The 23,102-nt window shown below is 74.7% G+C and carries 16 protein-coding genes; 9 read left to right on the top strand and 7 right to left on the bottom strand.

Annotated elements, in window-relative coordinates; translation table 11 throughout:
• The first annotated feature begins 203 nt into the window (after positions 1 to 203).
• The 4 genes from ACQ452_RS00165 to ACQ452_RS00150 all read left to right on the top strand — a co-directional run bounded on the left by ACQ452_RS00165 (position 204) and on the right by ACQ452_RS00150 (position 3,615).
• Entirely contained in the window at positions 204 to 1,973 is a 1,770-nt protein-coding gene (locus ACQ452_RS00165) for a proline--tRNA ligase (protein WP_433388957.1), read from the top strand.
• Between the two features lie 56 nt (positions 1,974 to 2,029).
• Complete coding sequence (locus ACQ452_RS00160; RefSeq protein WP_433388955.1) at positions 2,030 to 2,455, top strand: CBS domain-containing protein; 426 nt, start codon at positions 2,030 to 2,032, stop codon at positions 2,453 to 2,455.
• A 75-nt stretch (positions 2,456 to 2,530) separates the two neighbouring features.
• Positions 2,531 to 2,959, top strand: a complete 429-nt coding sequence (locus ACQ452_RS00155; RefSeq protein WP_433388953.1) for a SufE family protein — start codon at positions 2,531 to 2,533, stop codon at positions 2,957 to 2,959.
• A 20-nt stretch (positions 2,960 to 2,979) separates the two neighbouring features.
• Positions 2,980 to 3,615 carry a DsbA family oxidoreductase gene (locus ACQ452_RS00150; RefSeq protein ID WP_433388951.1) on the top strand — a complete coding sequence of 212 codons (636 nt, stop codon included), beginning with the start codon at positions 2,980 to 2,982 and terminating at the stop codon, positions 3,613 to 3,615.
• 119 nt (positions 3,616 to 3,734) lie between these two features.
• Here ACQ452_RS00150 and ACQ452_RS00145 read toward each other — a convergent pair whose 3' ends face one another.
• From ACQ452_RS00145 to ACQ452_RS00130, 4 genes are all read right to left on the bottom strand, one after another.
• On the bottom strand, positions 3,735 to 4,283 hold the full coding sequence (locus ACQ452_RS00145) for a YbaK/EbsC family protein (RefSeq protein WP_433394485.1): 549 nt from the start codon (positions 4,281 to 4,283) through the stop codon (positions 3,735 to 3,737).
• 119 nt (positions 4,284 to 4,402) lie between these two features.
• Positions 4,403 to 4,597, bottom strand: coding sequence for a hypothetical protein (locus ACQ452_RS00140; protein WP_433388949.1), 195 nt, complete (start codon positions 4,595 to 4,597; stop codon positions 4,403 to 4,405).
• Between the two features lie 88 nt (positions 4,598 to 4,685).
• The gene (locus tag ACQ452_RS00135) at positions 4,686 to 5,327 is read right to left on the bottom strand and encodes a GAP family protein (protein ID WP_433388947.1); all 642 of its coding nucleotides are present in this window, start codon (positions 5,325 to 5,327) and stop codon (positions 4,686 to 4,688) included.
• A gap of 128 nt (positions 5,328 to 5,455) precedes the next feature.
• The gene (locus ACQ452_RS00130; RefSeq protein WP_433388945.1) at positions 5,456 to 6,778 is read right to left on the bottom strand and encodes an MFS transporter; all 1,323 of its coding nucleotides are present in this window, start codon (positions 6,776 to 6,778) and stop codon (positions 5,456 to 5,458) included.
• A gap of 249 nt (positions 6,779 to 7,027) precedes the next feature.
• Here ACQ452_RS00130 and ACQ452_RS00125 point away from each other — a divergent pair, with 249 nt between their 5' ends.
• Together ACQ452_RS00125 and ACQ452_RS00120 are read left to right on the top strand one after the other, a co-directional pair.
• Positions 7,028 to 11,452 (top strand): HAD-IC family P-type ATPase, encoded by a 4,425-nt coding sequence (locus tag ACQ452_RS00125; RefSeq protein ID WP_433388943.1) that lies wholly within the window; start codon positions 7,028 to 7,030, stop codon positions 11,450 to 11,452.
• A gap of 14 nt (positions 11,453 to 11,466) precedes the next feature.
• Positions 11,467 to 12,276, top strand: coding sequence for an MBL fold metallo-hydrolase (locus ACQ452_RS00120; RefSeq protein ID WP_433388941.1), 810 nt, complete (start codon positions 11,467 to 11,469; stop codon positions 12,274 to 12,276).
• Between the two features lie 23 nt (positions 12,277 to 12,299).
• Here ACQ452_RS00120 and ACQ452_RS00115 read toward each other — a convergent pair whose 3' ends face one another.
• A complete protein-coding gene (locus ACQ452_RS00115) occupies positions 12,300 to 13,286 on the bottom strand; it encodes an L-threonylcarbamoyladenylate synthase (protein ID WP_433388939.1) in 987 nt (328 codons plus the stop codon).
• 50 nt (positions 13,287 to 13,336) lie between these two features.
• Between ACQ452_RS00115 and ACQ452_RS00110 the strand changes: the two genes are divergently transcribed.
• Positions 13,337 to 14,092, top strand: coding sequence for an HAD family hydrolase (locus ACQ452_RS00110; RefSeq protein ID WP_433388937.1), 756 nt, complete (start codon positions 13,337 to 13,339; stop codon positions 14,090 to 14,092).
• Between the two features lie 4 nt (positions 14,093 to 14,096).
• Here the strand turns inward: ACQ452_RS00110 and ACQ452_RS00105 are convergent, their stop codons facing one another.
• Both ACQ452_RS00105 and ACQ452_RS00100 read right to left on the bottom strand, forming a co-directional pair.
• Complete coding sequence (locus ACQ452_RS00105) at positions 14,097 to 17,456, bottom strand: helicase HerA domain-containing protein (protein WP_433388935.1); 3,360 nt, start codon at positions 17,454 to 17,456, stop codon at positions 14,097 to 14,099.
• Entirely contained in the window at positions 17,453 to 18,148 is a 696-nt protein-coding gene (locus ACQ452_RS00100) for a hypothetical protein (RefSeq protein WP_433388934.1), read from the bottom strand. Before ACQ452_RS00100 ends, ACQ452_RS00105 begins: the two co-directional genes overlap by 4 nt.
• A gap of 378 nt (positions 18,149 to 18,526) precedes the next feature.
• Between ACQ452_RS00100 and ACQ452_RS00095 the strand changes: the two genes are divergently transcribed.
• Positions 18,527 to 18,856, top strand: a complete 330-nt coding sequence (locus ACQ452_RS00095) for a CU044_2847 family protein (protein WP_433388933.1) — start codon at positions 18,527 to 18,529, stop codon at positions 18,854 to 18,856.
• Positions 18,857 to 18,871: 15 nt separating this feature from the next.
• Entirely contained in the window at positions 18,872 to 22,933 is a 4,062-nt protein-coding gene (locus ACQ452_RS00090) for a trypsin-like peptidase domain-containing protein (protein ID WP_433388931.1), read from the top strand.
• The last annotated feature ends 169 nt before the right edge of the window (positions 22,934 to 23,102 follow it).

Genomic DNA, 23,102 nt, shown 5'->3' with positions numbered 1-23,102 from the left:
CGGCTCCGGCGACAGGGGTCGGTCCGGGGAGCCGGGCGACGGCTCAGGGCGCGTACGCCAGCAACGCCCTGGGGCAGGCGGTGCATCATCGTGACGCCCTCCAGAGGTCATCGTGACGCGGCAGGGTTGCCGTGGACGGCAGTTTCCTGCCTCGCGTGGAAAATCAGATCGCCGGCCGCCAGTACCCGCCGTACGCTGCGCCGATGCTGCTACGCATGTCGACCCTGCTGCTCCGGACCCTGCGCGAGGCCCCGGCCGACGCGGAGGTGCCGAGCCACCGGCTCCTGCTGCGCGCCGGCTACATCCGTCGCGCCGCGCCGGGCGGCTACACCTGGCTGCCGCTGGGCAAGCTGGTGCTGGACCGGGTCACCGAGGTCATCCGGCGGGAGATGGCGGCGATCGGCGACCAGGAGGTGCACTTCCCGGCGCTGCTGCCGGCCGAGCCGTACCGCACCAGCGGCCGGTGGACGGAGTACGGCGACGACATCTTCACCCTGGCCGACCGGCGCGGCGCGGAGCACCTGCTCGCGCCCACCCACGAGGAGCTGGCCGCGCTGCTGGTCAAGGACATGTTCAGCTCGTACCGGGACTTCCCGGTGACGCTCTTCCGGATCCAGACGAAGTTCCGCGACGAGGCCCGGCCCCGCGCCGGCCTGCTGCGCGGGCGCGAGTTCCTGATGAAGGACGCCTACTCGTTCGACCTCGACGAGGCGGGCCTCGCGGCGGCGTACGCGCGGCACCGGGACGCGTACCGCCGGATCTTCGACCGGCTCGGGTTGGCACACGCGATCGTGCGCGCGACGTCCGGGGCGATGGGTGGTTCGGCGTCGGAGGAGTTCCTGGCGGCGACGCCCGTCGGCGAGGACACCTTCGTCGGCTGTGGTGCCTGCGACTACGCGGCCAACACCGAGGCGGTGACCACGCCCGCCCCACCGGCCGTCGACCCGGACCCGCAGCCGGCGGCCCAGACGCACGACACCCCCGAGACCCCGACCATCGCCAGCCTGGTCGAGCTGGCCAACGCCCGACGCCTGGGCGGGCGGGACGACTGGACGGCCGCCGACACCCTGAAGAACGTGGTGCTCGCCCTGCGCCGCCCCGGCGTGGCGGCGGCCGAGCCGCTGGTGGTCGGGCTGCCCGGCGACCGCGAGGTCGACCTGAAGCGGCTCGGTGCGGCGGTCGCCCCGGCCACCGTGGACATCTTCGACGGCTGGGACGCCCATCCCGAGCTGGTCCGGGGCTACCTCGGCCCGCAGGTCCTGGCGAAGCTCGGCATCCGCTACCTGGTCGACCCCCGGGTGGCGCCGGGCAGCGCGTGGCTGACCGGCGCCAACGAGCCGGGCCGGCACGCGACGGGGGTGGTCTGCGGCCGGGACTTCGTGCCCGACGGCACGATCGAGGCGGCCGAGGTGCGCGCCGGTGACCCCTGCCCGGCCTGCGGCGGCGGCGAGCTGACCATGCGGCGGGGCGTCGAGATCGGGCACATCTTCCAGCTCGGTCGCCGCTACACCGACGCCTTCGCCGTCGACGTGCTCGGCCCCGCCGGCAAGCCCGTCCGGCCGACGATGGGCTGCTACGGGATCGGGGTGTCCCGCGCCGTCGCGGCCATCGCCGAACAGCACCACGACGAGCGGGGGCTGCTCTGGCCGGCGGCGGTCGCGCCGTGCGACGTACACCTGGTGGCCGCCGGGAAGGGGCCGCAAGTGGCCGCGGCGCTGGAGCTCGGCGGGCGGCTCGCCGCCGCCGGCCTGCGGGTGCTCGTCGACGATCGGACGCACGTCTCCGCCGGGGTGAAGTTCACCGACGCCGAGCTGGTCGGTATCCCGCGCATCGTCGTGGTCGGCCGCCGTCTCGCCGACGGGTACGCGGAGCTGCGCGACCGGGCCTCCGGCGAACGCGTCGAGCTGCCGGTCGACGCGGTGGCGGACCGGCTCGTCGAGCGGGTACACCGGGAGCTCGGAAACCTGGTGTAGCGAACGCGTCACGGGGTACCGCAGTCTGATCGACCTGATGTGTTCTGGAGGCTCTCATGACCGGTTACCGGGTCAGCGACGTGATGACGAAGCAGGTCATCTACCTGCCCGCCGAGACCACCCTGGACGAAGCTGCCCGGGTGATGAAGGAGGCGGACATCGGCGACGTGGTGGTCACCGACGGCGCCACCCTCGCCGGCATGCTCACCGACCGGGACATCGTCGTGCGGGCGGTGGCCGAGTGCAGCGACCCGGCCACCACCACGATCGGCTCGATCGTCACCCGTGAGGTCGTGATGATCGAGCAGCACTCGACCGCGGCCGAGGCGGCGGCCCTGATGCGGGAGCGCGGCATCCGGCGGGTCCTGGTCTGCGACACCGACCGCAAGCTGGTCGGCATCGTCTCCCTCGGTGACCTCGCCATGCAGCTCGACCCCAACTCCGCGCTGGGCGAGATCAGCGAGCAGGCTCCCACGGTCTGAGGCGTCGGGAGGGGCCTTCCCGCCGTTTCCGGTGGCGCGGAAGGGTCCCTCCCGCACGGCGGTAGCCTCGGTGGCATGTCATCCATGCCGGCCAGGCTGTCCGAGATCGTCGACGAGTTCGCCGCCGCGCCCCGCGACGTGGTGCTGGAGATGCTGCTGGAATACGCCGACGTCATCCCGCCACTGCCCGTCGACGCCGCCGACCGGGAGGGCATGGAGCAGGTGCCGGAGTGCCAGACGGCGTTCTTCCTGCGCGCCCGGGTGACCCCGGACGGGACGGTGGAGACCCTCTTCGACTGCCCGCCGGAGGCGCCCACCACGCGCGCGTTCGCCGGCATCCTCGCCGAGGGGCTGGCCGGGGCGAGCGTGGACGACGTGCTCGCCGTGCCCGACGACCTCTACCAGCGGACGGGGCTGGCGCACGTGATCAGCCCGTTGCGGATACGCGGCGGCACCGCCATCCTGGCCCGGCTCAAGCGGCAGGTCCGGGAACAGATCGGCTGACCGGGGGGTTGCCAACGGGCATGGAGATCGAGATCTACGCCGACGTCGTGTGCCCCTGGTGCTACATCGGCAAGCGCCGGCTGGAGCAGGCCCTGGAGTCGTACGACGGCGAGGTGACGGTCCGCTACCGGCCGTTCCAGCTCGACCCGTCGCCGGTGCCGCAGCCGCGCCCGCTGGTCGAGGCGATGGCCGCACGCTTCGGCGGGGCGGACCAGGTCCGGCAGATGTTCGGGCAGGTGACCGAGGTGGCCTCGGCCGTCGGCCTCAAGCTCGACTTCGACCGCGCGGTCGCGGCCAACACCTTCGACGCGCACCGCCTGGTTTCCTGGGCCGAGGACCGGGGCCGGGCGGCCGAGACGGTGGATGTGCTCTACCGCGCCTACTTCACCGACGGCGTCGACGTGGGTTCCCGCGACGCGCTCGCCGCGCTCGCCGGCGAGGTGGGTCTGGACGCGGCGGAGGCGCGCGCCTTCCTCGACTCGGACGAGCGGGTGGCGGAACTAGCCGAGGAGTTGGCCGCCGCCCGGGAGATCGGGGTGACCAGCGTGCCCACCTTCGTGCTGGCCGGCCGCTACGCGGTCACCGGCGCCCAGGAGCCGGAGACGCTGCTCGCCGCCCTGGCCGAGGTGGGCCGCCGCGAGGCCGGGACCGACTGAGTCGCCGCACCCGGCGTCGACGCCTGCCGCCGGACCACCGCCGGGCGGGCGTCGACCCGGCGGACGGCATCGACGGACGTGATGTTTCACGTGCAACGGTATCGACACAGATGATTGGATCAGGCCGGCCTGGCCAGGCCCTCCAGCACGCGCGCGCCGGGCAGCGCGCCGAGCGCCGGCCCGGGCAGCGCGATCTTGCTGTGCCGTACGCCCGACCCGATGATCACATGCGGGGTGGCGATCACCCGCGCGTCGACCAGGATCGGCCACTGCTCGGGCAGGCCGATCGGGGTGATGCCGCCATACTCCATGCCGGTCAGCTCCACCGCGTCGGACATCGGCGCGAAGCTCGCCTTGCGGACGTCGAGTGCCCGGCGGGCCACCCCGTTGACGTCGACGCGGGTGGTGGCGAGCACCACGCAGGCCGCGTACCGGACGACCCCGTCGCGCTTGCCGGCCACCACCACGCAGTTGGCCGACTCGCCCAGCCCCACCTCGTACGCGGCGCAGAAGGCGGCCGTGTCGGCCAGCTCGGCATCGATCGGCGCCACCAGCACCTCGTCGACGTCCACCGGCGCCTCGGCGGGCCACTGCCCGACGGCGGCGGCGACCGGCGCGGCGAGCAGGTCGAGCCGGTCGCGGGCCGGTTCGGTCTTCAGCGTCCCCATCACGCCTGCGATCCTCGCACCCGGCGGCCCGGCCCGCCCGCTCGGCACACCACCCGATCCCGGCACCGGCAGCTTCCGCCCGCCCGGAGACCGGTCGCCGGGCGGGCGGGACGCGCCGGTCAGTTGCCGGTCAGGAAACCGTTGTCGCGCAGCATCGCGCGGTCCCGGGAGGCAGCCATCTCCTCCGCCCGCTCGACCAGGACCCGGCGCGTCTCCATCTCCTCAAGGGCGTGACGGACGGCGAGCCGGATCACCCCGTAGAGGAAGACGAACCCGGCGACGTACAGGATGACGGTGGTGACCATGGCGAACATGGCGTCACGGTAGGCCGGACATGAACGCGCGGGCCGCTCATCTTGCGCCGGTTCCCCCGTACGTGTCGGCCGGGCACGTACGGCGGGCTCACCGGAGCAGGTCGACCACCGTCACCAGCACGAAGAACCCGATGACGAGCTCGCTCACCACCCACGAATGCCCCTGGGCCCAGTCCCGCAACCGGGGCAGCACCGCCTCGGCACGACGGCCGAGCAGCAGCAACGCCAGCAGAGGCAGGCCCAACAACGTCAGGGTGAGTACGACGAACGGCAGCAGGTGCCACCAGGGCAGGCCGTGCCGGGCGGCGCTCGCCCCGACGGCGAGCATGGTGAGGTCGTCGGTCGGCATCGCCAGGAAGAGCAGCACGCCGAGCCGCAGCGCGTACCCCGGGCTGGCCCGTTGGAGGCCGCTCATCCACCCGGGGGTGCCGGTGGTGTGCCGGCGCAGGAGGACGACCACCGCCAGGACGGCCAACAGCGCCAGCACCGCCACATCGATCCAGCGGCCGAGGCTCCGGTGCCCGCCCGGGTCGGCCCCGACGTTGATGTTCACGACCCGGACGAGCAGCCAGCTCGCCGTTACCCCGCCCGCGACCACCATTCCCGCCCCGGCCAGGTAGCCCAGCGACGCGGCGCGCGGCCGGTCGGCCGAGGCGAGGAAGACCGCCGCGACCAGTTGCGTCCCGGCGACCATCACCACGGCCATCGGCAGGACGGTCAGGAAGTTCATCGCCCGTCATCCTCCCGGTCCGGCTGTCGACGCCCGGGCGAATCGGCACATCACGCCGGCCGCGCCGGAGGCGCCGCGAGGCGGTGGCACCCCACCCGCCAGCGTCGCCCGCCTGGGCGGGCCGGTCGTCAGCCGACGCGCAGTGCCGACCCGGCGGGCACCACCCGGCCGGCCAGCACGACGCCCAGCAGGGCCAACCCGCACGCCACCGCCAGTGTGCCGGCGTAACTGGCCGGTCCCGGGGCCGCGCCGGCGGCGAGCACCGAGCCGGTGAGCGCCAGCACGGTCGCCGCGAAGAGCGAATCGCCCAGTTGCAGCGAGGAGCTGTTACGCCCCTGCTCGCCGGGGGCCGACAGCTCCAGCGTGAGCACCGACAGCGAGGGGTAGAGCAGCCCCATGCCGAGGCCCGCGCCGGCCCAGCCCAGCACACCCACCCAGAGCGGCACCGCCGGCGCGACGGCGAGCGTGACCACGGCCGTGCCGGCGGCGATGCAGGTCAGACCCGCCCTCGGCAGCGTGGCCCGGGAACGCGGGACGGGCATCCGCCCCTGTAGCCAGGAGCCCGCCGACCAGGCGAGCGCGCCGGTGGTCAGGACCAGTCCGGCGGCGGTCGGCGACAGTCCGCGTTCCCGGGAGAGCATCAGCGGGATCACCACCTCCGCGCCGACGAACGCGGCCGAGGCGAGACCGCGCAGCCCGACCACCGTGGGCAGGCCCCGGCCGGCGCGCAGGAACCCGGCCGGCAGCAGCCGGGGAGCGCAGACCAGCAGCCCGACCAGCGCCGCGGCCACCAGCCAGACGGCGGTGGCACCGCGCTGCTGCCCCCCGATGTGCAACAGTGCGGCGCTCACCCCCGCCCCGCAGGCCCAGCCGATCCGGGCCACCGCCCCGGCCGCCGGCGCGCTCACCGTGGTCGCGCCGATCGCGCGCAGGCCGGGGTGGATCAGCAGCACCGCGGGGACCGCCACCACCGGCACCGCCAGGAAGACCCAGCGCCAACCGAGGTGTTCCACGACCAGGCCGGCGAGCACCGGCCCGACCAGCGACGGTACGACCCACGCCGCGGCGAACGCCGCGAAGATCCGCCGGTGCAGCGCCTCCGGGTACGCCTGCCCGACGATCACGTACAGCGCCACCGACAACAGACCCGACCCGAAGCCCTGCACGATCCGGCCGACGACCAGGGCGCCCATGCTCGTGGCGCCGCCGGCGATCGCCAGCCCCAGCACGAACCAGACGAGCCCGTGCCACATCGGGACCCGTGGCCCCCGTGAGTCGCACCAGATTCCCGAGACGACCATGGCGAGGACGCTCGCGGCGAACGGGCCGCCGAAGGCGATCCCGTAGAGGGCCAGCCCGTCCAGGCTGCGGGCGACGGTCGGCATCGCGGTGCCCACCGCCAGCGCCTCGAAGGCGAGCAACGAGATCAGCGCGACGCTACCCACTGTCATCGCCCGCAGCCGTGGCGCGAGGAGGCCCGTTTCCGCAGGAGGCACTTCGATCAGCATGGGGACAAGCCTCGGACCTCAAGCCGGATTGAAGTCAAGCGGGACCGGACCAACTTCCGCCCCCCGGACGGCATAACGGACGGCCCGTCGGGAAGCCAGGCCGCCGGAGCGGAACGTGGGAGGCGAGATGTCGTACGGCGGGAACAGCGGTAGCGGAGGGCCCGACCGGCGCCTGTCCGGTCGTACGCCTCGATGACCCTGCTGGGCCGCGCCGCCGGCCGGCTCCGTGCGCCGGTCGACGTGCCGCGCGTCGTCGAGGAGGCGTCGCGCGGTGTCGGCTCCGCCGCGGCCCGACTGGTCCGGGCCACCGGGCTGGCCCGGCGGCAGGTCTGGTCCCGGCCCGGCCGGCACCACATCGAGGTGCACGGGGTCTGCCAGGACGGCGGCGACGTCCTCGCCCGGCAGGTCGAGGCGACGCTGGAGCGGATGCCCGGCGTGCAGTGGGCCCGGGTCAACGCTCCGTCGGGCCGGGTGGTCGTCGCCGTCGGTACGCCGGAGCCGACCCTGCGGGACCTCGTCGCGGCTGTCGCCCGGGCCGAGCGCGCCTCCCCGCACGAGCCGGACCCGGACATCCCGCCGCCGCACCCGCCCGAGGAGGGGCCGCGCACGCCACGCACCCTCGGCGCGCTGGCCTCCGACGCCCTGGGCCTGACCATTTCCGCCGCCACCCGGATCCTGCCGCTCACGCCCGTGCCGGGGGAGGTCGCGGGGCTGCTCGTCGCGGTCGACCTGCACCCGAAGCTGCGCGCGCTGGCGGACCGGGGGCTGCGCGCCGACCCCCGCGCCGACCTGCTGTTCCCGCTCGCCGAAGCGGTCGTGCTGGGCCTGACGGGAAGCTGGGCCGGGCTGGTGCTCGACGGTGCCCAGCGGGTGGTGCAGTGGGGCGAGGCGCGGGCCCAGGCACACGCCTGGGCGGGGGCGGAGCACCGGCTGACCGGGCATCCGGAGCGGGCCGTGGCGCGGGTGCCGAAGGCTGACCGTCCCCGGCCGAAGCCAGCCGACCCCGTCGAGAAGTACGTCAGCCGGATGCTCAACGCGGGCGCCGCCGCAGTCGCCACGATCCCGGTCGTCGGCGCGAAGCGGGCCGCCGCGTTGGGACTCTCCACGCTGCCGAAGGCCCCCGGCAGCGGCCGGGAGGGGTACGCCGCCGAACTCGGCCGGATCCTCGCCCGGCGCGGCGTCGTCGCGATGGACCGCGCCGTGCTGCGCGAACTCGACCGGATCGACACCCTGGTGCTGGACGCCGCCGTCCTCGGCTCCGACCGGGGCGTGCTGACGGACCTGGCGCCGCTGGGCGGCGCGGACACCGGGCAGGTCGCGCAGCGCGCGTTCGCCCTCTTCGAACCGGCCGCGCCCCGGGAACTGCGGCACGCCGACGGGTGGCGACTCGGGCCGCTGGCCGCGCTGGACGTCGAGGAGCCGGTCGACACCGTGGACAGCCGGCGGCTGCGCGACGCGGGCGGATGCCTGCTCGGCCTGGCGGACGGCGACACCCTCACCGCCGTGGTGCGGGTCGAGCCGGAACCGGCACCGGGCGTCGACGCCCTGCCGGCGGCCGCCCGGCAGGCCGGCCTGCGACTGGTCGTGGCCGGCGACGACGAGCGGCGTCACGGCTTCGCCGACACCCACCTGCCCGGCCGCGACCGGCTGGCCGAGTCGGTGCGCACGCTGCAACGCGACGGGGCCGTGGTGATGGTGGTCTCCGGCGATCCCGCCGCGCTCGCCGCCGCCGACTGCGGGCTGGGGCTCTCCGCCCCCGAGGACCTGCCACCCTGGGGCGCGCACCTCCTGGTCGGCGCCGACCTGCGGGTCGCGGCGCTGCTGGTCGAGGCGGCCGGGGTGGCCCGCCGGATGACCCGGCAGAACATCGGACTGGCCGTCGCCGGCACCGGCCTCGGCGCGCTGAACGCGCTCACCGCGCCACCGGCCCGGCTGCCGGGGCGCGCCGTCACGGCCGTCAACGGGGCCGCCGCGCTGGCCTTCGCCCACGGCGTCCTGCGGGCGCACCGGCTGCCCGATCGGACGGACCGCCCCGCGCCGCCCGTCACCGCCTGGCACCTGATGCCGTCGCCGGCCGTGCTCGACCGGCTCGGTAGCGGCCCGGACGGGCTCACCACCGGCGAGGCCGAGCGCCGCCGGGGCGACGCGACCGCCGGGCCCTCGGGGGCGACGGGGCTGCTCGCCGCCTTCGTCGACGAGTTGGCCAACCCGCTCACCCCGGTGCTGGCCGCCGGGGCGGTGCTCTCCGCGACCTTCGGTTCGCTCGTCGACGCGGCCCTGGTCGGCGGCGTGGTGGGCGGGTCGGCGCTGCTCGGGGCCGTGCACCGGCACAACACGGAACGGTCGCTGGCCGAGCTGCTGGCGCGTTCGGCGGTGACCGCCCGGGTACGCCGGGACGGCGCGACCCGGGTGCTGCCGGCCGAGGACCTGGTGCCCGGGGACGTCGTGCTCCTCGAACCGGGGGACGCCGTGCCGGCGGACTGCCGGGTGCTGGAGTCCACCGGCCTGGAGACCGACGAGTCCTCGCTCACCGGCGAGTCGCTGCCGGTCGCCAAGACCGACCGGCCCGTCGTCGCGGCCGCCGTCGCCGACCGGCGGTCGATGCTCTACGAGAGCACCACCGTCGCCGCCGGCCACGGTACGGCGGTGGTCGTCGCCACCGGCGCGGACACCGAGGCCGGTCGGAGCCTGGCGATGGCCCGGCTGGCCCCGCCGTCGAGCGGCGTGGAGGCGCGGCTGGGCCGGTTGACCCGGGCGGCGATCCCGCTGGCCGCCGGCTCGGCGGTGGCGGTGGCGGGCGCGGGGCTGCTGCGGGGCGTACCGCTGGCGCAGACCGCCGCGACCGCCGCGAACCTGGCGGTCGCGTCGGTGCCCGAAGGGCTGCCGTTCCTGGTCAACGCCGCGCAGTTGGCCGCCGCGCGGCGGCTGGCGGAGCACGGCGCGCTGGTGCGCAACCCACGCACCATCGAGGCGCTCGGCCGGGTGGACGTGCTCTGCTTCGACAAGACCGGCACCCTCACCGAGGGGGAGCTGAAACTCGCCGGGGTCGGCGACGACGGCCGGTACACCCCCCTCGACCGGCTCGACGACGACCTGCGGCCCATCCTGGCGGTGGCGCTGCGCGCCACCCCGACCGCCGAGCCCGGCGACCTGGCCCAGCAGACCGACCGGGCGGTCCGCTCGGGCGCGCAGGCCGCCGGGGTGACGGAGCCGACCGGCGCCCGAGGGTGGGAGCCGGTCGGCGGGTTGCCGTTCGAGCCGTCGCGCGGCTACCACGCCACCGTCGGCCGGGCCGTGGACGGGCTGCTGCTCAGCGTGAAGGGGGCGCCGGAGTCCGTGCTGCCCCGCTGCTCCCGCCGGCGTACTGCGGGGGGACACGACGAGCCGCTCGACGACGCGGGACGCGCCGGGCTGCACGCCCTGCTCGCCGACCGGGCCGGGGCGGGGCACCGGATCCTCGCCGTGGCCGAGTGCCGGGTCGACGCCCCCGACGTCACGGACGAGCAGGTGCGGGGCCTGACCTTCGTCGGCTTCCTCGCCCTCGCCGACGGCGTACGCGAGAGCGCCGCGCCCGCCGTGCGCCGGATCCGTCAGGCCGGCGTGCACACCATCATGATCACCGGTGACCATCCGGCGACCGCCGAGGCGATCGCCGCCACCATCAGCGACCACGAGGACCAGCGGGTGGTCACCGCGGCGGAACTCGACCAGCTCGACGACGAGGCGATCGCGGCACGGCTCGCCGCCACCGACGTGGTCGCCCGGTGCACCCCCGCGCACAAGGTGCGCATCATCCAGGCGTTGCAGAAGTGCGGGCGTACCGTGGCGATGACCGGCGACGGCGCCAACGACGCCCCGGCGATCCGGCTCGCCGACGTGGGCATCGCCCTCGGCCGGCGGGGCACCCCGGCGGCCCGCGCGGCGGCCGACCTGGTGGTCACCGACGACCGGTTGGAGACCATCATCGCCACCCTCGTCGAGGGCCGGGCGATGTGGTCCTCGGTACGCCACGCGCTGAGCATCCTGGTCGGGGGGAACCTCGGCGAGATCGCGTTCAGCGTGCTGACCGCCGCGGCGACCGGCCGTTCGGCGCTGACGGGCCGGCAACTGCTGCTCGTCAACCTGCTCACCGACCTGGCGCCGGCGTTGGCGATCGCGGTCCGGCCACCGGCGGCGGACCACGCCGACGACCTGCTCCGGGAGGGCCCCGACACCTCGCTCGGCGAGACGATGACGCGGGAGATCGGGCTGCGCGCCGCCGCCACCACGCTGGGCGCCACCGCCGGCTGGACGTTGGCCCGCTACACCGGTCGGCGCCGGCGGGCCGGCACCGTGGCACTCGTCTCGCTGGTCGGCACCCAGCTCGGGCAGACGGTGCTGGCGGGCGGCACCAGCCCCAGCGTGCTGGCGTCCACCGCCGCGTCGGCCGGGGTGCTCGTGGCGGTCGTCCAGACGCCGGGGGTGAGCCAGTTCTTCGGCTGTACGCCCCTCGGCCCGGTCGCCTGGACCATCGCGACGGGCTCCGCGCTCGGCGCGACCTTCGCCAACGGGGCGCTCAGCCGACTGGTGGAGCACCTGCCCCGATCGGGCGGGCATGCCCCGACCGATCACGGGTAGGGATTTCCGCGGAGGTGGTCAGGTTGACGGCACAGCCGGAGGTCACGTTCGTCGGCACCGCCACGACGGTCCTGCGGATCGGCGGGTTCACCCTGCTGACCGACCCGAACTTCCTGCACCGGGGGCAGCGCGCGTACCTGGGCAAGGGGCTCTGGTCGCGCCGGCGCACCGACCCGGCGCTGCGGATCGCCCAGCTTCCGGCGCTGGACGCGGTGGTCCTGTCCCACCTGCACGGCGACCACTTCGACCGGGTGGCCCGCCGGGAACTCGACCGGGACCTGCCGATCGTCACCACTCCCGCCGCCGGACGCAAGCTGCGCCGCTGGGGCTTCCGGGCCGCCGACGGGCTGCCCACCTGGCACTCCCGGGAGCTGCACCGGCCCGGCGAGACGCTGCGCCTGACCTCGATGCCGGGCAGGCACGGGCCGGGCGCGCTGGACCTGCTGATGCCCGACGTGATGGGCACGATGATCGACCTGGAACGCGACGGCAGCCGCCGGTTCCGCCTCTACGTCACCGGCGACACGCTGAACCGGCCGATGCTCGCCGACATCCCCGAGCGGTACCCGGACATCGACGCGATGCTGATCCACCTCGGCGGCACCCGGATCGCCGGCATCCTGCTCACCATGGACGCGCGGCAGGGCAGCGACCTGGTCGAGCTGGTCCGGCCGAAGCTCACCGTGCCAATCCACTACGACGACTATCCGGTGTTCCGCTCACCGCTGAGCCACTTCGTCGCGGAGGCCCGGCGGCGCGGCCTGGCCGGGAGGATCCGCACCGTCGCCCGCGGCGAGACCGTCCCGCTCACCCCGCCCGGCTGAGCGCCCCGGCGGCGACGCCCGCCTCATCCCGCCGGGCGCCAGGTGGCCGCGGCGCGGCGCAGCCGGTCGTTGATCGCCCGGCCGACGCCGGCCTCGGGGACCGGCTCGGCCACGATCTCGTCGACCCCGGTGGCGTCCAGCTCGTGCAGCGCGTCGAACAACCGCGCCGCGGCCTCGGTCAGGTCACCGGCGGCGGAGAGCACCTCCACGGCCGCCCAGTCGCCCGCAGGCCGGCCCCGGAAGGCCAGGTAGCCGCGCCGCACCCCGTCGGCTGCCGGCGGCTCGCCCCCCGCCACCAGCCGCAGGGGCGTACGCGGGGCGTAGTGCGCCGCCAGCGTGCCCGGCGCGACCGGCTGCCCGGAACTGCCCGGGCGTACGGACACCGGGCCGACGGCCTCCTCCAGCGCCTCCAACGGCAGCGCGCCGAGGCGCAACACCACCGGCCGGGCCCCCCGGGCGTCGACGATCGTCGACTCGATCCCGCACCGGGTCGGCCCACCGTCGAGCACCACGTCCACGGCGGCGCCCAGGCCCCGCACCACGTGCTCGGCCCGAGTGGGACTGAGCTGGCCGAACCGGTTCGCGCTCGGCGCCGCCACCGGCACCCCGGCCTCGGCGATCAGGGCCCGCGCGTACCCGTTGTCGGGCACCCGCACCGCCATCGTCGCCAGCCCGGAGGTGACGATCGGCGGGATCGCCGCCGGCCGGTCCACGATCAACGTGAGTGGCCCCGGCCAGAACCGTTCGGCCAACGCCGCCACCGCCGCCGGCACCGTCCCGACCAGCTTCTCCAGCTCGGCCACGTCGGCGAGGTGCGTGATCAGGGGGTCGAAGCCGGGTCGCGCCTTCGCCGCGAAGATCCGGGCCGCGGCCAGCGCGTCCAGCGCGTTCGCGCCGAGCCCGTAGACGGTCTCGGTGGGGAAGGCCACCAACCCGCCGGTACGCAGGACGGAGGCGGCCTCGGCGATGCCGCTGCCGGCCGGGAGTACGCGTGGAGATCCGGTGGTCACGCCCCGACGCTAACCTGCCGGGGTGGGCGGCCGTGCGCAAGGATGGCGGCATGCTTCGTACCCCTCGGGCTCTCCTGCTGGACTTCGGCGGCGTCCTGGCCGACGCCCCGCCCCAACCGCCGGCCCCGCCGGGGCTGGTGCGGCGGCTGGCCGAGCTCGTCGACGGCGCGGTGCCGGACGAGCGGATCGCCCGGGACCTCGGCGACGGCGCGCGGGCGTACACCCGGTGGCGCGACGACGTGAGCGGGACGGGCGAGCCCGTCGAGCTGCCGCACGCCCGGGTGTGGGCCGACTTCGTGACCGGCTCCTGGCCGCGCGCGGCCCGCGACGCCGTCGAACGGGCGGCGACCCCGCTGGCGTACGCGTGGACCTGGCGCGAGCGGTGGGCGGTGCGGCCTGGCATCCCCGAGGCCCTGCGGCACGCCGTCGACGCCGGCCTGCCGCTGGCGGTGGTCAGCAACACGCTCTGCGGCGCCGCCCACCGGGACTTCCTCGCCGCCGCCGGGCTCTCCGGGCTGTTCGGGGCCGAGTTCTACAGCGACGAGGCCGGGCCCCGCAAACCGAATCCGGCGCTGGCGCACCTCGCGGCCCAGGCCATCGGGGTGCCGATCGGCGACTGCTGGTTCGTCGGCGACACCGTGCACCGCGACATCGCCTGCGCCCGGCGGGCCGGTGCCGGTGCCGCCATCCTGATGCGGTCGCCCCGCACCGACGCGGAAGCGGCGCTGCCGGGAGTCGAGCCGGACGCCCGGGTCGAGGACGGTCACGGACTTCTCGCACTGCTGCGCGAGCACGCCCCCGCGTGACCCCTCAGGCCCCGTGGCCTGGGGTCGCCGCCGGGTCGGCGGCGCGCTGGATGACCTCCTCGGCCGTCAGTGGGCTGCGGGGGTGGTGGCTCAGGCACATCGGCGCCTGCATCTTGACGAAACGGGCACCCTCGACCCCGGCGTAGAACTGCCCGGTACGCATCTTGCCGATATCCGGCACGTCGGTGCCCTTCGCCCTGGCCACGTCCCGGGCCGCCTCGATCTGCACCGGCACGGTCAGCAGGCCGAAGAACTGGGTGGCGGCGTTGCCGGGGATCTGGTTGTGCAGCGCCTTCGGCGCCTGCGTGGCGAAGACCAGGCCCAGCCCGTACTTGCGGGCCTGCGAGGTCAGCGCCAGGGTGCTCTCCGTGCAGGCGGTGAAGGCGCCGGACGGCGCCAGGGTCTGGGCCTCGTCCATCACGAACAACCCGCCCAGTGGCCGGTCGCCGGCCGGATGGCGCTTGATCCAGGTGAACAGGGCGAGCTGCAACTGGTTCACGAAGCTCGGGCGCTGGTCCTCGGGCAGCCCGACGAAGCTGATCACCGACACCCGGGCCCGCCGGCCGGGCGCCGGGGTGAGCAGCTCGCCGGGGTCGACGGGGGTGCCGACACCACCGAACAGCGGATCGTTGATCAGCGCGGCCTTGAGTAGCTGCGACATGCCGACCGCCAGCTTGGGTGCGCTGTCGAGCTGACTCACCCCGTCCGGCAGGTCGTTGAGCACCTCGGCGAACTCGCGCAGGTCGTTGGCGCCGGTGCGGGCGTAGCTGATCAGCGCCTCGCGCAGCACGGCCCGGCCGAGCCGGGCCTTGTCGGTGCCGCCGTCCACCCGGGCGTGCGGGGCGAGCGTGGCGACGGCGGCGTTCACCGCGGCGGCGAACCCGTCCGGGTCGTCGAGCACGTCGGCGAACTTCGGCAGCGGCTGGAAGGTCAGCGGCCGGCCGCTCTGCCGGCCGGGCGTCCAGATGACCACGTCTGTCCCGGTCAGGTACGCCTCGGCCCGATCCGCATCACCCGGCTCCCATCCCTGCGGCGGCGCCGGCCAGGCCTCGCCGAGGCGGGCCAGGTCGTTGTTCGGGTCGAGGACGATCGCCGAGACACCCCGCAGCGCGCACTCCTCGACCAGCCGGCGGATCAGGACGGTCTTGCCGGAGCCGGAGCCGGCGAAGATGACCGTGTGCCGCCGCAGTGACTCGAGGTCGATGCCCACCGGGTCCGGCCGCCCGGCGACGGTCCCGAGGGCCACGGCCCCCGGGTCGATCCCGGGGGCGGGCGTGCCGCCGGTGCCAGGTGCCACGGGTGTGGACGCCCGCGGCACCGAGCCGGGCGCGGGGTCGCCGGGACCCGGCGACGCCGGGACCGGTGCCCGTCCGACCACCCGCGCCGCCGGGGCCACCTGCGGCCCGGCCGGCGGCCCCGGCACGGCCGCCGGTCGCGGCTCGGGCACGGCCGCCGGTCGCGGCTCGGGCACGGCCGCCGGTCGCGACTCGGGCACGGCCGCGTCGCGCAGGGCGCCCAACGCCTCGTTCAGGCAGGTGATGGCCGAAGCTGGTCGCCGGTCGGCGAACCACGGTCGCAGCGTCTCCAGCCCGTACTGCTCGATGAGCTGCTCCAGGGCGGCCATCCGGCGGATGTCCTCGGCCGGAAAGGGCAGCGTCCGACCGCCGGCCCGGTCGAACGCCTCCAGCACCTCACGGGTACGGGCACCGGCCGACCAGGGCGCGCTGCGCAGCAGGAACAGTCGCCGCTTGGCGATCCCCTCGGTGAGCCCGGCGGTGGTGATGGCGTTGCGGATGCGGTTGAGCGCGGCGATGTGGTGCGATGCCGACACCGCCCGGAACGACCAGTGCTCCTCGTCCTCGCTCTCCTCGTCGAGGCTGTGGCGCAGCCGCGCGTGCAGGGCCGGCTTGCCGCCGGCCGGCAGCGGGTCGAGGCTGAAGGCCTCGACGGCGTTGCCCTGCTCGGCTATCCACGCGGTCAGCCCGGCTCGGAGCAGCGGTGGCACCCGGGCGTCCTCGGACTGCCGGGCAGCGGCCAGAGCGGGATCCGCCTGGGCGATCAGCTCCGCGTACCGGGTGTCGATCTTGCCGAACTCGTTTCCCTGGCCGGCGGCTGCCCGCCGGTGGACCACCGAGGCCGGGTCGGCCGCGAGGGCCTCCGGGTCGGCGGCCGATTGCAGCAGGTGGCGGAGTTCCCGCACCTCGCCGGCCGCCAGGCAGGCCCGGACGTGGGTGTCGATCCGGCGGAGCAGTTCGCGGGGCGTGAAGCCCACGACCTCCTCCACCGCCGACCGGTGGACGGGCCAGGTCGGGTAGGGCGGCTGGAAGCCCAACTCGTCGAAGATCACCGAGAACCGCTTCTCGATCAGCTCCCGCCCGACCTCGACGGTGGGGATCTCCTTGAGCGGGGCGGCCTCCCGGAACCGGTCCTGCACCGTGTCGGTGGCCTGCTCCTTGACGTTCTGCCAGGTCTGCGGCAGGCAGGACACCACGGAGAGCGATCGCCGGGTGGTTTCCCGCAACGCCATCAGCCCGCTGGCGACCTGCTCCAGCAGCAACGACGTCTGCCAGTCCGTCTCGCCCCGGACCTCCTGGTTGGTGGCCTTCACGGACTGGGCGACCATCAGGTCGATCTGGTCGACCGCGATCACCGTCGGACCGACCATGGCCAGCAGCCGCGACGCGTCCCGGACGACCTCCTGTGGGGCCCGCCGGCTGCGCCGCAGGCCCCACGCGGCCCGGGAGCCGGGGTCCTCCTCGTCGCTGGAACAGAGGAAGTCGTAGCCGACGTCCTGCATCGCGGTGGGCTCGGCGGCGTAGAGCGCGAGCGCCCGCGCCGTGTCCTGGCACTCGGTGCCGATCGGGCGGTTCGCCTTGCGGATCAGGTCGACGAACGCGTCGAGCGCGGGGCGGCTCAGTTCGGTCTCCCCGGTGACCGCCCGGCGCACCGCTCGCGGGGCGCCGACCAGGTCCGCCAGCCGGCGCAGGAAGGTACGCAGTTGCGTCGTTCCGTCGGGCATCGGCCTGGCGAAGTTCGCGAGCATCGACATCGCGGTGCTGTGCCAGAACGCGCGGGCCTCCAGCAGCTCGACCAGGAAGAAGAACCCGCCGCGCAGGTGCACCTCCTGGCGCACCGTGCCGAGCAGATGGGTCTTGCCGGTGCCCCGTTGACCCAGGATGGCGACGCCGACCGGGCTGGAGTCGGCGCTGCCGTCCGCCTCCCGGAAGCTCTCCAGCACCGTCTGCACCACATCGTGGTGCAGGCCCTCGACGTGGAACGGCGCCGGCTTCCAGACGTCGTCCGGGGTGGGGGCCCAGTTGAACCGCAGTGCGGCCAGGGCGCGCCGTTCCTCCTCGGTCATCATGACGAGATGGCGAGGAGGTGCTTGTCCTGGTTGCCGATGCTCACTGCGGCGGCCCGCTCCTCCGGCTTGAGAACCTTCTGGTTGGACTCGGGCACGAGGTGGACGTTCCGTTCCCGGTTGAGCTCGAGCAGGGCGGCGTCGACCTCCGCGCGGGACAGGTCATCGAGCGCGGAGCGCAGGTCGGCGAGCATGACGTAGTCGCCGGGCGCGGGAGCCAGCTCCCGGTACGCCTGCCGTACCAACGCGACCGGGTCGGCCTGCCGGCCCGGGGCCGGGGCCGGCGGGGTCGGGGCCGGGTCGGCCGGGCCCGGTGCGGCCACCGCCGAGGCGACGTCGGCACCGTTGGTCTGCAACCGGAACAGGTCGTCGGCGCGGATGCCGGAGTGGTCGATGAACCGGCGCAGGAAGTCCAGTGCGATGTAGAGCGTCCCGCCCGCACCACCGGCGCGCTTCGGGGGCTCCGCCCCCATTTCCTCGGCGGCCCGGCGCCATCCCGCGTCGGTCAGCGCCAGGATGATCCTCGGCTTCTCGGTGACCTCGATCAACCCTTGGGACGACAGCCGGCGGCGGTGCTCGGGCTTTATCCCGATCCCGGCGACATTTGTGAGGTAGGTCTGCTGCAGCGGGGTTGCCTTGATCATGAGGGTGATGAGAACGCACCGGTCAACGAGGGTGAGTTCCTTTTCCGACATGCGGATGCTCCTCTATGGCGCGCGTCTTCGCGCACCATGTTCACGGTGATCGTCGAAGACTCGAAGGGGTGGCCGTGCTTCCGGCAGCGGGGGCGGCCCGTGCCCGCGGCCGATTCTGCCGACGGCGCCCGGCGAACGCAAGGTCACGTATCGGCCTGCAAAAAGCCGACAGCACGATTGAGTGGATCTCCAGCGGTCCTGCTTGGACGGTGTAACTGAAACACCTGTTCGGGGCGTCAGCGGACGATCCGCCGTTCGACCGTTGCCAATTGTCGACGGCAGGGGGCAGCATGGTTGACCGGCGAGCGGGGCGTCGCCGTTCGCGCACCGGGACCTCCCACGCGCCCCTTTATCTGCGAAAACGTCACGGAGGCGACCGTGCAGTCCGAAGTGGTCCGTTACCAGGTCGACGACAAGACGGTCGCACTGATCGAGATCGAACCACCCGCCGGCTACCAGCCCGCCGGATTCGGCGACGTCGCCGGCTGGGTGCGGGAATCCGCCGCGCCGGCGGTCGCCGCCGCGAAAGAGCTGCTGGAGCAGGTGAAGACGGTCGCGCCGGACGCGGTCGAGGTGAAGTTCGGGGTCAAGGCGACCGGGACCGCGAGCTGGGTGGTCGCCAAGGCCACCGGCGAAGCCAACTTCGAGGTCACGCTCCACTGGCAGGCGGCCGGCTCCCCGGAGAGCGACGCGGGGCCGGGGCGTTGACGGACGGGATGGCCGGTGACCGCAGTCCCTGACGACAGCCCCTGGGCGGTCGCCCTCCACCGGGCGGACCCGCACGCGCCGGTCGGCACCGGCATAGTCATCGACACGAACCTCGTGCTCACCTGCCACCACGTGGCCTTCGCCGCCGACGGCACCCTCCACGCCGACCTCTCGGTCGCCTTCCCCTGCGCGCCGAAGGTCCACTACTTCGACCGGCGCGAGGTTCGTCAGTGCCTGCACGACGGTTGGCGGGCCGGGCACATCGATCTGGTCCTGCTCGAGCTCGTCGAGCCGGTGCCCGCCACCGTCGCGCCGGCGCGGCTGCGCTGCGTGGAGCCCAGGCCGCTGGTCGACCGCCCCTTCTGGGCGTACGGGCATCCGGTCGGCATAGCCGGCGGCGCCCCGGCCACCGGGACCGTCACCGAGATCGGCGGCTACGGCCGCGTCACGATCGACAGCGGCGACGGCGGCGCCCTGAGCAAGGGTTTCAGCGGCGGGGCCGTCTGGTCGCCGGAATACCAGGCGGTGGTCGGCGTCGTCGTCTCCGCCGACGGCAGGGGCAAGGGTCAGGCCGTGACGCTGCACCACGCCGACGAACAGCTCCCCGAGATGAAGCTCGGCGCCTTCTCCGCGTGGCGGGTCGAGGACGCCGACGACACCGCCCTCTCGGCCTGGGGATGGGCCCTCAGCACCGACGGCGAGGCGGGCCGGCACTGGTTACCCAGGGCCCGGGGCGTGGCGGTCGACACCGAGGGCGGTGCCCGGTTCCGCGGCCGGGCCACCGCCCTGGATCGCATCGTGGCCTGGCTCGACGCACCGGCGCCGGTCACCCGGCCACTGATCGTCACCGGCTCGCCCGGCGTCGGCAAGTCCGCTGTCCTCGGCCGGATCGTCACCACCGCCGACCGGCAGATCCGCGCGACCCTGCCCGCCGACGACGTCGCCGTACGGGCCACGCCCGGCTCGGTCTCGTGCGCCGTGCACGCCAAGGGCAAGACCACCATCGAGGTGGCGACCGAGATCGCCCGCGCGGTCGCCGTCGACCTGCCCGGCACGCCGGCCGACCTGGTGCCGGCGGTACGCGAGCAGCTCGCGCGCCGCCCCACGCACTTCGCCCTGGTCATCGACGCGCTCGACGAGGCCGCCGACCCCGACCACGCCCGGCAGGTCATCCGCGACATCCTGCGGCCGCTGGCCCGCGACTGCGGCCGGTACGGGGCCCGGGTGGTGGTCGGCACCCGGCGCTCCGACGACCACGGCGATCTGATCGCCTGCTTCGGCGAGGACGCCGAACTGATCGACCTGGACACACCGGAATACTTCGCCGAGTCCGATCTCGTCAACTATGCCCAGGCGACCCTGCGGCTGCTCGGTGCCGAACGACCGGCCAACCCCTACGCCGCCCCCACCGCCGCCGCGCCGCTGGCCCGGCGCATCGCCGCCCTGGCCAAGGGGAACTTCCTCGTCGCCGGCCTCGTCGCGCGGGCGCACGCGCTGCGCGACAACGAGCCGGTCGACCCGGCGGCGGTGTCGTTCACCGCGACCGTGGCGCACGCGCTGGACGCGTACCTCGCCGGCCTGCCGGCGACGGGCTCGACCTCCGCCCGGCTGGCCCTGACCGCCCTGGCGTACGCGGAGACACCGGGGCTGCCGCTGTCCCTGTGGCACGCCGCGGTGACGGCCCTCGGCGGAACGGTCACCGAGGCGGAACTCGGCGCCTTCGCCCGAACCTCGGCGGCGAACTTCCTCGTCGAGACGGGCGGCGGCGCGCAGCCCGCGTACCGGCTGTTCCACCAGGCCCTCAACGACGCGTTGCTGGCGGACCGCGACGCACGGGGGGCCCGCCGCGACGACCAGCGCCGGCTGGTGTCGGCCTGGATCGAGCTGGCCGGCGCGACCGGTTGGGCCGCCGCCCCCGACTACCTGCTCCGGTCGCTGCCCCAGCACGCCGCCCGGGCCGGGCTCGTCGAGCGGCTGCTCGCCGACGAGGACTACCTGTGTCACGCGCACCTGGACAGGTTGCTCACGGTCGTCGACGCGGAGCAGGAGCCGACGGCGCCGCTGCCGCGGGCGCGGGCCCGGCTGTTGCAGCGCACGCCGCTGGCCGTCGCGGCGGAACCGGCCGAGCGGGCAGCGCTCTTCTCCGTCGTCGACCGCCTCGACGGCCTGGGCAGCGGGATCGTTGCCGAGGCGGCACCGTACCGCGCGCGGTGGGCGCACACCCCGCCCCGACAGGAACGCAGCGTGCTCGACGGACACTCCCAGGCCGTCTACGACGTCGCCGCCATCGAGCTCGACGGCCGACGGTTGCTCGCCTCCGTCGGCGACGACGGCACCGTGCGGCTCTGGGATCCGCTGACGAACCAGGCCGAGCAGGTCTTCACCTGCCACGACGACACCATCCGTGGCGTGTGCGCCGTCCGGACCGGCGTCGGCGAGACGCTTGTCGCCACCGCCAGCCACGACGGCACCGTCGGCCTGTGGGATCCGCGGACCGGCCAGCGCCGGCACGAGCTGCGCGGTCACCACGACTGGGTACGCAACATCTGCGCCCTTCCGCTGCCCGGCGGCGACCTGCTGGCCTCGGCGGGCGACGACCGCACGGTACGGGTGTGGGACCCGAGCACCGGTGCCCAGCGGTACGCCCTGACCGGTCACGCCGGTTGGGTGACCGCCGTGACGTACGTGCCGGCCGCCGGCCACCACCTGCTGGCCTCCACCGGATACGACGGCGTGATCCGGATCTGGCCGCTGGACGCACCCGACCGGCCGCCGCTGATCCTCACCGGCCACGTCGGCTGGGTCACCACCCTCTGCGCGGTCCACACGCCCGACGGCACGCTGCTCGCCTCGGCGGGTTACGACGGCACGGTCCGCCTGTGGGATCCGCTGACCGGCCGGCCGGTCCGGGTCCTCGGGACCGGCGGACCGATCACCGACCTCTGCACGGTCGACGTCGAGGGTGGCTGCCTGCTGGCGTCCACGGGCGAGGACGGGCTCATCCGGTTGTGGGAGGTGCCGACCTGGGCGAGCCGACCCAGCCTGCGGGGGCACGCGGCCTGGATCCGTGCCGTCTGCGAGTTGCGGACCGCAAAGAACCGGATGCTGGCCACCGCCGGCGACGACGGGACGGTCCGGTTGTGGGACCCGGCCGGCGGCCAACCGGACACCGTCGCCGACCAGGACCGGTTCGGGCCGGTGCACGCGGTATGCGACGTGCCCGGCCAGCGGCCGGCCGTGCTGGCGTCGGGTGGTGCCGACGGCCAGGTGCGGTTCTGGGACGCCGTCACCGGTGAGCGGCTGCTGGAGTTCAAGACGCCGGGAGGCGCCGTCAACGCGATGTGCGCGGTCGTCGACGACGAGGAGCCGTTGCTCCTCACCACCCGCGACGACAACGTGATCGGTACGTGGGACGCGCGCGACGGCTCGCCGGTGCTGGAGATGACCGAACACCATGCCCCGGTCGCGGCGGTCTGCCCGGTCGTCGTCGACGGGGAGACCCTGATCGCCTCGGCCGGCGACGACCAGGCCATCCGGCTCTGGCATCCGCACACCGGTGGCGTACGGAGGGTGCTCCTCGGGCACGTGACCCGCGCCTGGGTGACGGCGCTGGCCACCGTCGCCTGTCCGGGCTTCGAGGCGCTCGCCTCGGCGGACAAGAGCGGCACGGTGATGCTCTGGGACGGCGCGGGCGGCGACACCCCGCTCTGGACCCAGCAGGGTCACCAGGATGCCGTCAACACGCTGTGCGGCGTGACGGTGGCGGGTCGGCCGGCGCTGGTGTCCGCCAGCGCGGACCACACGATCCGGATGTGGGACGCCGAGCGCGGTCAGCCGTTGCGGTGGTTCACCGGGCACTGCGGGCCGGTGACCGGGCTGAGCCTGGTGACCGTCGGCGGTCGCACCATGCTCGCCTCGACCAGCCGGGACCGTACGGTGCGGATCTGGGATCTGCTCACCGGACGGCTGGTGCGCACGATCCCCGTCTACCATCCGGCGCTCGCCTGCCGCACCGTCGGTGACACCCTGCTGGTGGGGCTGGACCAGGGCCTGCTGGCTCTCGCGATCACCGACTGATCCTGCTGTCGCTGGTCGGTTCGGCCTGCCGGCGGTGGCCGCCCGGCACCCGGCCATCCGCCTCCTGGCTCGACGATGGCCCGCACGGCGGGACCGTCCCGCACCGGCTTCGAGCCTCTCGGCCACGTGGTGCCCGTGAGTTTGTGTGACCTGGACGGGTGTTCGCCAG

It is taken from the genome of Micromonospora sp. KLBMP9576, assembly GCF_050941805.1.
GTDB lineage: Bacteria > Actinomycetota > Actinomycetes > Mycobacteriales > Micromonosporaceae > Micromonospora.
Note: the sequence above shows the minus strand (reverse complement) of the source record. Positions and strands in the feature narration are given on the sequence as shown.

Coding starts and splice junctions, on each gene's coding strand:
- ACQ452_RS00105 (WP_433388935.1), bottom strand. CDS start 17,456: ATGATGACCGAGGAGGAACGGCGCGCCCTGGCCGCACTGCGGTTCAAC.
- ACQ452_RS00130 (WP_433388945.1), bottom strand. CDS start 6,778: ATGACAGTGGGTAGCGTCGCGCTGATCTCGTTGCTCGCCTTCGAGGCG.
- ACQ452_RS00100 (WP_433388934.1), bottom strand. CDS start 18,148: ATGTCGGAAAAGGAACTCACCCTCGTTGACCGGTGCGTTCTCATCACC.
- ACQ452_RS00160 (WP_433388955.1), top strand. CDS start 2,030: ATGACCGGTTACCGGGTCAGCGACGTGATGACGAAGCAGGTCATCTAC.
- ACQ452_RS00140 (WP_433388949.1), bottom strand. CDS start 4,597: ATGTTCGCCATGGTCACCACCGTCATCCTGTACGTCGCCGGGTTCGTC.
- ACQ452_RS00125 (WP_433388943.1), top strand. CDS start 7,028: ATGACCCTGCTGGGCCGCGCCGCCGGCCGGCTCCGTGCGCCGGTCGAC.
- ACQ452_RS00135 (WP_433388947.1), bottom strand. CDS start 5,327: ATGAACTTCCTGACCGTCCTGCCGATGGCCGTGGTGATGGTCGCCGGG.
- ACQ452_RS00155 (WP_433388953.1), top strand. CDS start 2,531: ATGTCATCCATGCCGGCCAGGCTGTCCGAGATCGTCGACGAGTTCGCC.
- ACQ452_RS00165 (WP_433388957.1), top strand. CDS start 204: ATGCTGCTACGCATGTCGACCCTGCTGCTCCGGACCCTGCGCGAGGCC.
- ACQ452_RS00110 (WP_433388937.1), top strand. CDS start 13,337: ATGCTTCGTACCCCTCGGGCTCTCCTGCTGGACTTCGGCGGCGTCCTG.
- ACQ452_RS00145 (WP_433394485.1), bottom strand. CDS start 4,283: ATGGGGACGCTGAAGACCGAACCGGCCCGCGACCGGCTCGACCTGCTC.
- ACQ452_RS00150 (WP_433388951.1), top strand. CDS start 2,980: ATGGAGATCGAGATCTACGCCGACGTCGTGTGCCCCTGGTGCTACATC.